A 13,112-nucleotide genomic window follows, 5' to 3' on the forward strand; every position below is an offset into this window, starting at 1 on the left:
CCCCCCCCCCCCCCCCCCCCCCCCCCCCCCCCCCCCCCCCCCCCCCCCCCCCCCCCCCCCCCCCCCCCCCCCCCCCCCCCCCCCCCCCCCCCCCCGCGCGCGAGAGCACCTGATCGCTCACGGCGTAGCCGGAGGGGTGGCCGCGACCGGCCCGGCAGGCGTCCACTGGACGGTGCAACGGTGTAATCAGACCCAGGAGGTGCGCCGTGACGCGACCGGACACCGACGCCGCGCTCGACGCCTACTCGCAGGTGGTCACCGCGGTGGCCGCCGACCTCACGCCGCACGTCGCCGCGCTGCAGGTCACCGGCCCCGACGGGCGGCCGGGCGCGGGCTCGGCGGTCGTCGTCCCCGGCGACGGCCTGCTGCTCACCAACGCGCACGTCGTCGGCCGCGCCCGCGCGGGCCGGGCGGTGTTCGGCGACGGCAGCGAGACGCCGGTCGAGGTCGTGGGCACCGACCCGCTCTCCGACCTCGCCGTCGTCCGCGCCACCGACACCGCCCCCGACCCGGCGGTCCTCGGCGACGCCGCGCAGCTGCGGGTCGGCCAGCTCGTCGTCGCCGTCGGCAACCCGCTGGGCCTGGCCGGGTCGGTCACCGCCGGCGTCGTCAGCGGTCTGGGGCGCTCGCTGCCGACCCGCGACGGGCGCACCGCGCGGGTGGTCGAGGACGTCATCCAGACCGACGCCGCGCTCAACCCCGGCAACTCCGGCGGCGCGCTGGCCGACTCCGCCAGCCGGGTGGTGGGCATCAACACCGCCGTCGCCGGGTGGGGGCTGGGGCTGGCCGTCCCGGTCAACGACACCACCCGCCGGATCATGACGACGCTGGTGCGCGACGGCCGCGTCCGGCGGGCCTACCTCGGCCTGGTCAGCAGCCCCGCTCCCCTGCCGGCCCCGCTCGCCGAGCGCACCGGCCGCCGCCGCGGGCTGCGGGTGGTCGACGTCGTCGCGGGGTCGCCGGCCGACCGGGCGGGGCTGCGGCCCGGCGACCTCGTCCTGGAGGCCGGCCGGGCGCCGGTGGCCGAGGCGCAGAGCCTGCAGCGACTGCTGTTCGCCGAGGCGGTCGGCCGGCCGCTGCCGGTGACGGTGTACCGGCGCGGGGCGATGGTCGACGTCATCGCCGTCCCGACCGAGCTCACCGGCTGACCCCTCCTCCGGGGTGCCGTGCCGTTCCCCCTGCTCAGGAACGTCCCGGTGGGTGACGATGACCCCCGCGACGGAGGGGGACGCCGGTGTACGGGGACCGCAGGAGCGGACTGGGCCTGCTCGCACTGCTGTACGGCTGCGGTGCCGCGCTGTGCGCGGTCGGCGCGCTGTGGCCGATGAACACGCGCACGCCGGTGGCGCTGCTCGCCGTGCTCGCCGTCTCCGGCGGAGGGCTGTCCGCGGCGTTCTGGCTCGGCCGCGACCGGCTGCCGATGGCCGCCGTCCACGCGGGACTCGCGTTGCTGTCCCTGCTCACCGCCCTGGTGGCCTGGCAGTCGGCGACCGCCGTGGGCCTCGTCGGCCTCGGACCGGCACTGGTGGCCCTCGGCGTGCTCGCCGGGCACGTGCTGCCTCCCGAGCACGCCCGGGCCCACCTCGCCGGCGGGGTCGCCGTCGTCAGCGGCGGCGCGCTCGCGGCGGCCCCGTCGGGCTTCCTCTCCCCGTGGATCGCCGCGGTCGTCACCGCCGTCGTGCTCACCGAGGCCCAGGCCCGCCAGACCGGTGCGCTGCGCCGGGCGGCCTGCACCGACCCGCTGACCGGGCTGGCCAACCGCCGCGCCTGGGAGGACGGCGCCGTCCGGCTGCTCGCCGCGGCCGAGCGGGCCGGCGAGCCGGTCACCGTCGCGCTGCTCGACCTCGACGGGTTCAAGGCCGTCAACGACACCGGGGGCCACGCCGCCGGCGACGCGCTGCTGCGCTCGCTGGCCGTCGGGTGGCGCGGTGAACTGCGCCGGTCGGACCTGCTGGGCCGGGTCGGCGGGGACGAGTTCGCCCTGTGCCTGCCCGGCAGCGACGCCGCAGCCACGGCCGACCTGCTGCGGCGGCTGCGCGCCGCGTCGACGGGTGCCTGGTCGGCCGGGACGGCGACCGCCCGCCCCGGCGAGGTGCTCCCCGAGGTCCTCGCCCGCGCCGACGCCGCGCTCTACCGGCAGAAGGCCACCCGTTCCCGCGAGAGCCGGACGCCCGTCGACTGACGGCGTCCGGGCGGTCACGACCGCCCGGCACTGCGTACCGACGCGCCACGGCCCGCCTCCCGGCGCGCCCGGTCGCGTTCCGGCGAGCCCGGACCGGGAGGAGCGTCCGCGCCGACCACGGGACCGACCTCGGACGCGGGGAGGCGGAGATGGCCTCGGTGGTGGTGTGCGGCGGGAGCGTCGTGGGCCTGTGCGCGGCGATGATGCTGGCCCAGGACGGTCACGAGGTGACCGTGCTGGAGACCGACCCCGACGGCGCACCGGCCACCCCGGCGGAGGCCTGGGACGCCTGGCACCGGCGGGGGGTGGCCCAGTTCCGGCAGCCGCACAACCTGTTCGCGCGCTTCCGTGCCGTGGCCGACGCGGAGCTCCCCGGCCTGACCACGCGGCTGCTCGACGCCGGCTGCGTGTGGGTCGACTACACGCCCCTGCTGCCGCCCACGGTGACCGACCGCGCGCCGCGGCCCGGGGACGAACGGCTGCGCTTCGTCACCGGACGGCGCCCGGTCGTCGAGTCGGCCGTGGCGGCCGCCGCGGAGGAGACCCCCGGGGTCACGGTGCGCCGCGGGGTGCGGGCGGCCGGCCTGCGACCGGGGGCCTCGGCGGTCGACGGCGTGCCGCACGCCGCCGGGGTGGTGACGACGGCGGGCGAGGAGGTCGCCGCCGACCTCGTCGTCGACGCGACCGGCCGGCGGACGCCCTCGGCGGACTGGCTGGCCGGACTCGGTGCGCGCCCACCGGAGACCCGGGCGCAGGACTCGGGGTTCGTCTACTACACGCGCTACTTCACCGGCCCGCACCGGCCGGCGCGCCGCGGACCGTCGCTCATGCCCTGCGGCAGCGTCTCGGTGCTGACCCTCGACGGCGACAACGACACCTGGTCGCTCACCGTCTTCGGCCAGACCGGGGACGCCCCGCTCAAGGCCCTGCGCGACCCCGGGGTCTTCGACCGCGTCCTCGGCGCGTTCCCCCTGCAGGCGCACTGGCTCGACGGGGAGCCGCTCGACGGGGTGCTGGCGATGGCCGGTGGGCTCGACTGCTCCCGCCGCTTCGTCGTCGACGGCCGTCCGGTGGTGACCGGGTTCGCCGCCGTCGGGGACGCCTGGGCCTGCACCAACCCCTCGGCCGGACGGGGACTGTCGGTCGGCCTCCTGCACGCGGCGCTGCTGCGCTCCGTCGTCGCCGAGCACCTGGACCGGCCCGCCGCGCTGGCGACCGCCTGGCACGAGGCGACCGAGCGGACCGCCGCGCCGTTCGTCCAGGAGCAGCTGGCGGAGGACCGCTCGCGGCTGGCCCAGATGGCCGCCGCCCGGGAGGGACGGCCCCCGCCTCCTCCGTCGCCGGAGCTCGCCGCCTTCCTCGGTGCCGCCGCGCAGGACGCCGGCCTCTTCCGCGCGATGCTCGAGTACCGGCTCTGCATGGCGCCGCTGGCGGAGGTGCTCGCCCGGCCGGAGGTGCAGGAGCGCGTCGCCGCGGCCGAGCACCGGCCGCCGTCGGGCTTCCCCGGCCCGGACCGGGCACGGCTGCTCGAGCTGCTCGCGGGCCAGGTGTAGCTAGGGACGGCGCCAGTCGCCCGAGGTCAGGTGCGACCCGGCCATCGGCCCCATCTGCAGCATGCCGCCGTCGACGGTGTAGGACGCCCCCGTGACGTAGGAGGCCGCCGGGGAGGCGAGGAACGCGACGACGGCGGCGACCTCGTGCGCGTCGCCCGGGCGGCCGACCGGGACGCCGGGCCGCTCGTGGCCGGGCGCGGTCGGGTCCTCGTCCTCCTGGCCGGTCATCGGGGTGGCGATCTCCCCCGGCGCGACGGCGTTGACCGTGATGCCGTGCTCGGCCAGCTCGATCGCCGCGACCCGGGTGAGCAGGCCCAGCCCGCCCTTGGCCGCGCAGTAGGCGGCCGCGCCCACCCGCGGCTGGTGCTCGTGGACGCTGGTGACGTTGACGACCCGCCCGCCCCGGCCGGCGGCGACCATGCGGCGCGCGGCGCGCTGCAGGCACAGGAACGCCGCGTCGAGGTCGGTGGCCAGCACCTCGCGCCAGGTCGCGTAGTCGGTCTCCAGGAGCAGCGTCGAGTGCCCGGTGCCGGCGTCGTTGACCAGGACGTCGATGCCGCCGAGCGCGTCGGCGAGCTCGTCGACGACGTCGGCGGCCTCGGGCAGCCGGGTGAGGTCGACGTGGCGGACCTCCGCCCGCCGGCCGCGCGAGCGCACCTCCTCGGCGGTGTCGAGGGCGTCGGCCTCGTCGCGGTACCAGGTGATCCCGACGTCGCAGCCCTGCTCGGCGAGCGCGACGGCCACCGCCTTCCCGATGCCCGACTCCGACCCCGTGACGACCGCGACGCGGCCCGCTGACTCCGTCATGTCCTCATGCTGGGGGCCGACCGCGGTCCCCGCCGGATGGCTGGTCACCGTGCGCAGTGCCACGACGACGGTCCGCCGCGCACGCGCGCGCGTTCCGCAGGACCGTGGCACACCGCCCGGTCGCGGCCCACACTCGGTGGACTGACGCAGCCCCCGTCAGCCCGTGCGCCACCGGGAGACGCTCCTGCCGCTCCAGACCTTCGGCCCCTACGAGCTCGACGAGCTGCTGGGCCACGGCCGTTCCGGCGAGGTCCACCGTGCCTGGGACACCCGCCGGCACCGGACCGTCGCCCTCCGCATCCTGCGGCCGGAACTCACCCAGGACCCGCGGTTCCGCGTCCGTTTCCTCCGCGACTGCGAGCGCGCCGCACGGGTGGACGAGCCGCACGTCGTCCGGGTGCACGAGTTCGGCGAGATCGACGGCCGGCTGTACGTGGACACCGAGCTGGTCGACGGCCGGACCCTGGCCGCGGCGCTCGCCGCAGACGGGCCGCTGCCGGCATCCCGCGCCGTCGTGGCCGTGAGCCAGCTGGCCAGCGCCCTCGACACCGCCCACGCCCGCGGTCTGGTGCACCGCGACGTCCGGCCGTCCGAGGTGCTGCTGTCGGGCCCGAGCACCCGCCCGGTCTGCCACCTCAGCGGCTTCGGCGTCGCCGGCGCCCCCGTCGCGGGCACCGGCCAGGACACGACGGCCGACGGCGTCGGGCCGGTCGAGGTCCCCCGGTACGTGCCCCCCGAGCGGCTGACCGCCCGGCTCGCCGACCACCGGGTCGACGTCTACGCACTGGCCTGCCTCCTGTACGAGGTGCTCACCGGCCGGCCGCCCTTCGACGCCGCCGACCCGCAGGAGCTGTACGCGGCCCACCTGCACCGGGAGCCGCCGCGCCCCTCCGACGCGGTCGAGTCGCTCCCGCCCGCGCTGGACGAGGTCGTGGCGCACGGCATGGCCAAGGACCCCGACCGGCGGTACGGGACCGCCGGGGAGCTGGCGCAGGCCGCCCGGGCGGCGCTCGTCCCGGCCCCGGACACGGTGCCGGTGAAGGCCGTCGCACCGCCGGCCGCCGGCGGTGCCCGCGGTGCCGCGGCGGGGGGTGCGCGCGGCGCCGCCACCGGGCCGGCCGGTGCCCGCCGGGCACGGCACCGCGTCCCCCCGCCGGCACCGCGGGCCGGGCACCGGCGGGGCCTGATCGCCGTGCTCGTCGCCGGAGCGGTCGCCGTGAGCGCCGCGGGGGGCGTGGCCGCGGTCCGGCTGGCCTCCGACAGCTCCGACGCGGCGGCGTCGACCCCGGTCGTGGCCGAGCCGGCCGACGACCCCGGGGACGACCCGTTCGTCCCGCCGCCGCCGGGCACGGCCGACCCGGCGCAACAGGACGGCGCCCCGGGACCGGGCAGCCCCGGCACCGCCCAGCCGGACGACGAACCGGCACCCGGCTCCGCCGGAAGCTCGCAGCCGGACGACGAACCGGCACCCGGCTCCGCCGGAAGCTCGCAGCCGGACGACGAAGCGGCACCGGACTCCGCCGGCACACCGCAGCCGGACGGCGACGGCCCCGCCGAGGGGACCGCCGGCACCACCTCGGGCGCGGGCGGCCCCGCATCGGGTGCCGCTGCCCCGGCCACCGCGGCGGGCAGCACCGTCGCGGGGAACCGGCCCGGCCTCTACGGCGGCTCCGGGGCGGAGGTCTGCGATCCCGCGGCGATGGCCGAGTACCTCGACGCCCACCCCGATGCGGCCGCGGCGTTCGCCGCCGTCGAGGACGTCCCCCGCGCCGAGATCGGCGACTACCTGGCCGCGCTCACCCCCGTCGTGCTGCGCTTCGACACCGCCGTCACCAACCACGGGCTCGCCCACGGGCGGGCCATCCCGTTCCAGTCGGTGCTGCAGGCGGGCACCGCCGTGCTCGTCGACGGCGCGGGCGTCCCGCAGGTCCGCTGCATCTGCGGCAACCCGCTGGCGCCGCCCGCCCCCCGGCCCGGCCCGGAGTACGAGGGGGACCCGTGGCCCGGCCTGGCGCCGGAGACGGTCGTCGTCGTGCAGCGCAGCCCGGCGCCCGTGCCGGTCCTCGTCCTCGTCGACGACGCGACCGGCGCCGTCGAGGCGCGTCCCGCGGGCACCGCCGGCGACGCCGACCGACCGGTCGCCCCGCAACTGGCGGCGCAGGCCCGCGGCTTCGCGCCGACGCCCCCGTCGAGCAGTGCCCCGCCGTCCGCCGACCCGCAGGCCGCGGGCACGACCGGCACCGGTCCCGGCGCCACCGGGTCCCCGTCCGCCGGCGGGTCGGCCGGTACCGGCGGGTCACCGCCCGCCGGCGACCCGCCGGGAACGAGCGACCCGACGACCGGAGGCACGCCCGCCCCCGCCCCGGGCGGTCCCGAGGAGCCCGGCAGCCCGCCCGCGGACGACGGGACGGCCGGGGAGGCACCCGTGGACGAGGCACCGCCGGCCGGACCCCCGCCGGCCGACGAGCCGCCACCACCGGCCGAGGCGCCGCCGGCCGAGCCACCGGCCGACGAACCCCCGCCGGCGGACGACGCACCCCCGGCCGGGCCACCACCGGCCGACGAGCCGCCACCCGCCGAGGAGCCCCCGCCGGTCGGTCCACCGCCGGCCGACCAGCCGCCCGTCGAGGCGCCACCCGCCGAGGCGCCTCCGCCGGACCCGGAGCCGGCCGAGGAACCTGCCGAGGAACCTGCCGAGACGCCTGCCGAGACGCCTGCCGAGACGCCTGCCGCGGAGGCACCTGCCGACGAGCCCGCCGGGCGGGCGCCCGCCGAGGAGGACCCCGCCACGGAGGTCCCGGCCGACCCGCTCCCGCCCGCGGACCCGGTCACGCCCTGACCCCCGCCGGCCGCGAGCCGACGGGTCAGCCGGCCGGCGGGGCGTCCTCGAGCTCGGTGACCCGGGCGGCGGCGCGGTCGCGCTCGGCCGCCGCGCGCTCGGCCGCCCGGTCGGCGGCACCGGCCCGCCGCGACGCCGTCGCCGCCTCGGTCTCGACCTGCGCGGCCTCCTCGCGGACCCGCGCCAGCTCCGCGGCCAGGTCCTCCACCCGGGCGGCGAGGTCGGCCGCCCGGCGCCGCGCCCGCTCCGCCCGGTCCCGCGCCGTCCGGGCGGAGCGGGCGGCCTCCTCCGCGACGTCGGCCGCGGCCTCGGCGTCCTCGCGGGCGGCGGCGATCTCGCACTGCCGCCGCTCCTCCGCGGCCCGCCGTCGCCGGGCCTCGGCCTCGTCCAGCCATCGGGCCTCCTCCTCGTCGCGCCGCCGCGCCTCCTCCTCGTCCTCCCGCCGCCCGGCGGCGCGCCCGTCCGCCTCGTGCCGCGCGGGCCGACGGGCGGTGGCCGGCGGCGGTACGACCCGCAGGTCGGGCCGGGTGCCGAGGCCGGTGCCGCGGGGCGAGAGCGGGCCGGTGAGCCGGCCGGCGAGCAGCGCCTCCCCCGCCTCGGGGTCGGCGAGCGCGGCCCGCAGCGTCTGCTCGACCCCGTCGGCGACGGCGTCGCTGAGCGGGTGCCCGAGCCGGGCGGCCACCGCCCGGGCCTGGCGGGTGAGCGCGGCCAGCAGCCGCGAGCGCTGGGTGCCCAGGGTGCGCAGCTGGTCACCGGCCAGGGTCTGCTGCGCCTCGCGCAGCAGGTCCCCGAGCTCGACCAGCCCGGCGATCTCGTCGGGTTGCTCCCGCACCAGCGCGTTGCAGGCCCAGGCCGCCGTGGTGGGCTTGCCGAGGGCGGCGATCCGCTGGGCGAGGGCCCGGTCACCGGCCGCGCGGGCCCGGCGGGCGGCCTCGGCGCGGGCGGCGACGAAGTCGCCGGGGGCCAGGCCGTAGAGCTCGTCGGCGACCTCGTCGAGGTCCACGCTCCCTCCTCGCGGGTCGGCGGACGACGGCGCGACCCTGCCACGGCCGCGGACGGGCGGTCGACCGCCGCGCGCGGGAGAGGTGCGCCCGCGTGGCGTCCCTGGCACGGTGGGGCCCGGAGGACGGCGCCGTCCCCCGCCCCGGACGACGTCCCGACGCGCCGGCACCCGCCGGTCGGCACCCGACCCCCGGAGTCCCCGTGGTCCCCTCCCCCTCCGCCCAGCCCAGCGCGGCCCCGCACCCGGTCGGCCCCCCGACGGTCCTGTTCGTCGGCGCCTCCGACGCGGCGACCTCCCAGATGGCCGCCGCCCTGCTCGCCCGACGGGCCGGCGGGAGGGTCCGCGCGCTCTCGGCCGGGTCCGCACCCGCCGCGCGGGTCGACCCCGCCGCGGTGGCGGCGATGGCCGAGCTCGGCGTCGACCTGTCCGTCCGCTTCCCCAAGCCGCTGACCGCAGACGCGGTGCACGTCTCCGACGTCGTCGTCAGCCTCGGCGGCGCCCGGCGGTGCCCGCTGCTGCCGGGCACCCGCTACCTCGACTGGCCGGTGGCCGACCGGGCCGGGACCGACGTCGCCGGCGTGCGCCCGGTGCGCGACGAGCTCGACCGCCGGGTGTGCGGGCTGCTCGCCGAGCTGACGGGCTGACCTGCGGGCTACCGCCCGAGCGCCCGCAGCCGCTCCTCGCGGGCGGCGCGCAGCAGCACGGGCAGCCGCGGGTCGGCGAGGACGTCGAGGCTGCGGACGGCGAACTTGCGGAAGGACGCGCCGGTCCCGTCGAGCAGGCCGCCGTCGAGGCCGGCCGCCGCGAGCGCCGCACCACGGTTGAAGCCGAGGTTGAGGTGGCGGTCGTACACGTCGAGGTAGGCGTAGTGCTCCGACTGCTTGCGCGGTCCCACGCCGTAGCCGACGGTCCGCTGGTGCGGCCACACCACCCGGACCACGGAGGGGTCGGTCTCGCGCACCAGTGCGTCGGCGGCGCGGACGAGGTCCGCGGTCGGGGGCGCCAGCGCGGTCAGCAACGCCGTCATGTCGTCCACCGGGTCGCTCACCGGTCCCTCCTCCACAGGGGCCCTCCTGCCTAGGCTGGGTCCACCATCCCACCGGCGTCCGGAGGTCCCCGTGCTGCTGCGCCTGCTCGGACTGCTGCTGCTCGTCTGGCTCGCGGTGACCGTCGTCGGCTGGGTCGTGGAGGGGTTGTTCTGGCTGGTCGTCGTCGGCCTGGCCGCGGTCGGCATCACCGCGGCGCTGGGGGTGCGGGAGCGGCTGCGCCGCTGACGACCGGTGCCCCGGTCCGCGGACGCGGACCGGGGCACCGGGAGCGGGCGATCGGGGGCTGGGGTCTCAGGAGGCGGTGGCCACCGCGACCGGCCGGGTCAGCCGCACCCCGGCCGCGGCGCCGACGCTGACGACGCCGAGCAGCGCCAGCGCCGTGCCCAGGCTGCCGAGGACGCCGGTGAGCGCGAGCACCACCAGCGGGCAGACGAACTGACCGACGAACAGCGCCGAGGTCCACACTCCGGTGGCCCGGCCGCGCTGCTCGAAGGTCAGCGAGCCCAGCGCCCACGAGAGCATCGAGGGCAGCAGCAGGCCGTTGCCCAGGCCGGTCACCACCGCCGCGACGACGACGGCGGGGACGGAGTCGGCGAGCCCGAGGCCGACCAGGCCGGCGCCGGAGAGGGCGAACGCCGCCGGCACGGTCACCGCCGGGCCGAGCCGCGCGAGCCGGCCGAAGGAGAACGCGCCGACCGCGGTGCCCAGCGAGCCGATGGCGCTGATCGCCCCGATGGCCCCGGTCGACTCGACGCCGATCGCGTCGAGCGTGAAGGACAGCTCCACGACGAGGACGTAGAACACCAGGCCACCGACGAGGGTGACCACCACCGGCACGGCCAGCTGCGCCCAGGGCAGGCGGGGCAGCCGCCGCGACCGGGCGGGCGCGGGAGCCGGCTGCCAGACGTACCTCGCCGCCAGCGCCGCCAGCGGCAGGCTGACCGCGTACAGCCAGAACGGCGTCCGCCAGTCCTGCGCGCCCAGGGCACCGCCCGCGCCGAAGAAGACCGTCGCCGAGACGGTGGTGAACACCACCTGCAGGCCGAAGTAGCGCTCGCGCTGCGCGCCGGAGAAGTAGTCGGCGAGCAGCGTGGTGCAGCAGGTCATGATCGCCGCCTCGGTGAGGCCGACCAGGACCCGGCTGGCCACGATGAGCTGCAGCGAGTCCAGCCACAGCGGCGCGGTGCCGGCGAAGGCGTAGGCGACCAGCGCGCCGACCAGCAGCCGCTTGCGGCCGACCCGGTCGACGATGCGGCCGGCGATCATCGCGGTCAGGCCGATGACCAGCGCCGGGGCGGTGAGCACCACCGGGGTGAGCGTCTCCACGCCCGGGGTGCCGGCGAAGGCGTCCTGGATGCGGGGCAGGACCGGCGCCAGCAGCACCGCGCCCAGCACGGACAGGCAGCTGGAGAACAGCAGGACCAGGGCCTGCGCGCGGCCGGCCGGGCGGCCGGTGGCGGGGTCGACGGCGACCTCGTCGGCGAGGGGTGCGGCGTCGCGGACGGACACGGGCGGCTCCAGGGGACCGGCGCCGGTCCCGGTGACCGGCATCACTGGCCGGGAAGTGTCAGGACGCGGGGGCCGGAGCGGAAATCACTTCTCCCGGGGTGCGGTATCAGTCAGGTCGATGCCCTCGCGGGCGCCGGGTGAGACCGCCTGCGCGGCGGCCCGCGAGACGACGTCGCGCAGGTACCGGTGCTCGGGGTCGTCGTCGTAGACCGGGTGCCACCACATCGCCTCGACCAGCGGCCCGGCCTCGAACGGCGGCGGCAGCGCGCGGATGCCCGAGCCCAGCGGCAGCAGGTCGACCAGCCGGCGCTGCAGCAGCGCGATCCGGTCGCTGCCGGCGACCAGCGCGGGCACGGTCAGGAAGCTCTCGATCACCACCTGGACGCGGGGCTCGATGCCGAGCTGGCGCATCTGCCGCGCCGCCGGGGTGGAGGCGGTCTGGCCGTGGTATGTGGCGACCCAGGGCAGCGTCTCGAGGTCCTCGACGGTCAGCCCCTGCTCGGCGACGGGGTTGTCGGCGGCGACCACGCACACCCACTCGTCGCGGTAGAGGTCGCGGTGGGGCAGGTCGCTGACGAAGCCGTGCGGCAGCAGCAGCAGGTCGGCGGTGAGCAGCGCCTGGGCGGCGTTCTCGACGATCGCCGGCGAGTGCGGGGTCAGCCGCAGCCGGGTGCGCGGGGCCTCCTCGGCGAGCAGCGCGGCGATGGTGTCGCCGAGCACCACGACGACGTAGTCGCTGACGAGCACCGAGAACTCCCGGGTCGACGACGCCGGGTCGAAGCCGGGCTGCGCGGTGAACACCCGCTCGACGTTGCCGAGCGCCACCCGCACCAGCTCGCGCAGCTGCACGGCCAGCGGCGTGAGCCGGTAGTCGTTGCCCACGCGGGTGAGCAGCTCGTCGCCGAAGTGCCGGCGCAGCCGGGCCAGCGACGCCGACAGCGCCGGCTGGGACAACCCCATCTGCCCGGCGGCGCGGGTGACGCTGCGCTGGGTGAGCAGCGCGTCGAGGGCCACGAGCAGGTTGAGGTCCAGGCTCGCGAGGTTCACGGGGCGACGGTATCGGCGCCGTCTATGACCCCCATCAGACATCTCGTCTTCCCGGACCACCCGCCGTGACCGACCGTGGTCCGCGTCACGACGAGGAGGACGCGACCGTGCCCGACCGCACCTGGCTCGACCCCGCAGAGCTCGACCGCACCGACCCCGAGGGGGCCATCGCGGCGGCCGCCAAGCGCTGCTCGAACTGGGGCCGCTGGGGCACCGACGACGTGCTGGGCACCCTCAACCTCCTCGACGACGCCAAGCGCGCCGAGGGAGCCCGGCTGGTCCGCCGCGGGGCGGCCTTCTCGCTGTCGCAGCGCTTCGACGCCGACGGCCCGCAGAGGGGCTGGCGCCGGCGCACCAACCCGGTGCACACCATGCTCGACACCGGCACCGACGCCGAACGCGGCGTGCAGGGCTTCCCGCACGGCATCGGCGGCGCCGACGACGTGATCGCGATGCCGCTGCAGGCCTCCACCCAATGGGACGGCCTCGGGCACATCTTCGACCACGGCGCCGCCTGGAACGGCCGGCGCGCCGGCGACGTCGTCACCAGCCTCGGCGACGCCGTCACCGGCATCGAGACCGTCGCCGACCGCATCGCCGGGCGGGGCGTGCTGCTCGACGTCGGCCGCGCCCTCGGCGAGCACGGCGAGCTGCCCGACGGGTTCGCCATCACCCCCGCCCACCTCGAGGCCACCATCGCCGCCCAGGGCGAGAGCGCCCGCGTCGGCCGCGGCGACCTGCTGTGCGTGCGCACCGGGCAGCTCACCCGCGCCCGCCGCTCGGTGGCCGCCGGCACCGGGTGGGGCGACTACGCCGGCGGTCCCGCGCCGGGCCTGTCGTTCACCGCCGCCGACTGGCTGCACGCCACCGACATCGCCGGCGTCGCCACCGACACCTGGGGCTTCGAGGTGCGGCCCAACGAGTTCGACGTCGCCTTCCAGCCGCTGCACCAGGTCGCCATCCCGCACATCGGCCTGTTCCTCGGCGAGCTGTGGGACCTCGACGCGCTCGCCGCCGACTGCGCCGCCGACGGCGTGTGGGAGTTCTTCCTCACCGCCGCCCCCCTGCCCGTGACCGGCGCCGTGGGGGCCCCGGTCAACCCGATCGCCGTCAAGTAGGAGCC

The 13,112-nt window shown here is 78.4% G+C and carries 12 protein-coding genes; 7 read left to right on the forward strand and 5 right to left on the reverse strand.

Translation table 11 applies throughout. The annotated features are described in order from the left end of the window. The first annotated feature begins 206 nt into the window (after window positions 1–206). The 3 genes from ACI79V_RS17315 to ACI79V_RS17325 all read left to right on the forward strand — a co-directional run bounded on the left by ACI79V_RS17315 (window position 207) and on the right by ACI79V_RS17325 (window position 3,735). A complete protein-coding gene (locus ACI79V_RS17315; RefSeq protein WP_456891153.1) occupies window positions 207–1,148 on the forward strand; it encodes a S1C family serine protease in 942 nt (313 codons plus the stop codon). Window positions 1,149–1,234: 86 nt separating this feature from the next. After that, complete coding sequence (locus tag ACI79V_RS17320; protein WP_456891155.1) at window positions 1,235–2,182, forward strand: GGDEF domain-containing protein; 948 nt, start codon at window positions 1,235–1,237, stop codon at window positions 2,180–2,182. 149 nt (window positions 2,183–2,331) lie between these two features. Next, on the forward strand, window positions 2,332–3,735 hold the full coding sequence (locus tag ACI79V_RS17325; protein WP_456891158.1) for an NAD(P)/FAD-dependent oxidoreductase: 1,404 nt from the start codon (window positions 2,332–2,334) through the stop codon (window positions 3,733–3,735). Here ACI79V_RS17325 and ACI79V_RS17330 read toward each other — a convergent pair whose 3' ends face one another. Further along, the gene (locus ACI79V_RS17330; protein WP_456891160.1) at window positions 3,736–4,542 is read right to left on the reverse strand and encodes an SDR family oxidoreductase; all 807 of its coding nucleotides are present in this window, start codon (window positions 4,540–4,542) and stop codon (window positions 3,736–3,738) included. A gap of 163 nt (window positions 4,543–4,705) precedes the next feature. Here ACI79V_RS17330 and ACI79V_RS17335 point away from each other — a divergent pair, with 163 nt between their 5' ends. Then, window positions 4,706–7,381, forward strand: a complete 2,676-nt coding sequence (locus ACI79V_RS17335; protein WP_456891162.1) for a DUF6777 domain-containing protein — start codon at window positions 4,706–4,708, stop codon at window positions 7,379–7,381. Between the two features lie 25 nt (window positions 7,382–7,406). On the opposite strand, the gene ACI79V_RS17340 is transcribed toward ACI79V_RS17335, so the two are convergent. Beyond that, window positions 7,407–8,384 carry a hypothetical protein gene (locus tag ACI79V_RS17340; protein WP_456891164.1) on the reverse strand — a complete coding sequence of 326 codons (978 nt, stop codon included), beginning with the start codon at window positions 8,382–8,384 and terminating at the stop codon, window positions 7,407–7,409. Between the two features lie 200 nt (window positions 8,385–8,584). Between ACI79V_RS17340 and ACI79V_RS17345 the strand changes: the two genes are divergently transcribed. Beyond that, window positions 8,585–9,028, forward strand: coding sequence for an arsenate-mycothiol transferase ArsC (locus ACI79V_RS17345; RefSeq protein ID WP_456891166.1), 444 nt, complete (start codon window positions 8,585–8,587; stop codon window positions 9,026–9,028). A gap of 8 nt (window positions 9,029–9,036) precedes the next feature. Here the strand turns inward: ACI79V_RS17345 and ACI79V_RS17350 are convergent, their stop codons facing one another. Beyond that, a complete protein-coding gene (locus ACI79V_RS17350; protein ID WP_456891167.1) occupies window positions 9,037–9,432 on the reverse strand; it encodes a hypothetical protein in 396 nt (131 codons plus the stop codon). Window positions 9,433–9,502: 70 nt separating this feature from the next. Here ACI79V_RS17350 and ACI79V_RS17355 point away from each other — a divergent pair, with 70 nt between their 5' ends. Next, window positions 9,503–9,658 (forward strand): hypothetical protein, encoded by a 156-nt coding sequence (locus ACI79V_RS17355; protein ID WP_456876001.1) that lies wholly within the window; start codon window positions 9,503–9,505, stop codon window positions 9,656–9,658. 66 nt (window positions 9,659–9,724) lie between these two features. Here the strand turns inward: ACI79V_RS17355 and ACI79V_RS17360 are convergent, their stop codons facing one another. Then, window positions 9,725–10,942, reverse strand: coding sequence for an MFS transporter (locus ACI79V_RS17360; RefSeq protein ID WP_456891169.1), 1,218 nt, complete (start codon window positions 10,940–10,942; stop codon window positions 9,725–9,727). 84 nt (window positions 10,943–11,026) lie between these two features. Continuing rightward, a complete protein-coding gene (locus ACI79V_RS17365; protein ID WP_456891171.1) occupies window positions 11,027–11,989 on the reverse strand; it encodes a LysR family transcriptional regulator in 963 nt (320 codons plus the stop codon). A gap of 107 nt (window positions 11,990–12,096) precedes the next feature. Here ACI79V_RS17365 and ACI79V_RS17370 point away from each other — a divergent pair, with 107 nt between their 5' ends. Continuing rightward, on the forward strand, window positions 12,097–13,107 hold the full coding sequence (locus ACI79V_RS17370; protein ID WP_456891173.1) for a cyclase family protein: 1,011 nt from the start codon (window positions 12,097–12,099) through the stop codon (window positions 13,105–13,107). The last annotated feature ends 5 nt before the right edge of the window (window positions 13,108–13,112 follow it).

The sequence above is a fragment of the Geodermatophilus sp. SYSU D00700 genome, assembly GCF_054050255.1.

Excerpts from the sequence above, each read along its gene's own strand:
- ACI79V_RS17330 (WP_456891160.1), bottom strand. The coding sequence starts at position 4,542 with ATGACGGAGTCAGCGGGCCGCGTCGCGGTCGTCACGGGGTCGGAGTCG.
- ACI79V_RS17325 (WP_456891158.1), top strand. The coding sequence starts at position 2,332 with ATGGCCTCGGTGGTGGTGTGCGGCGGGAGCGTCGTGGGCCTGTGCGCG.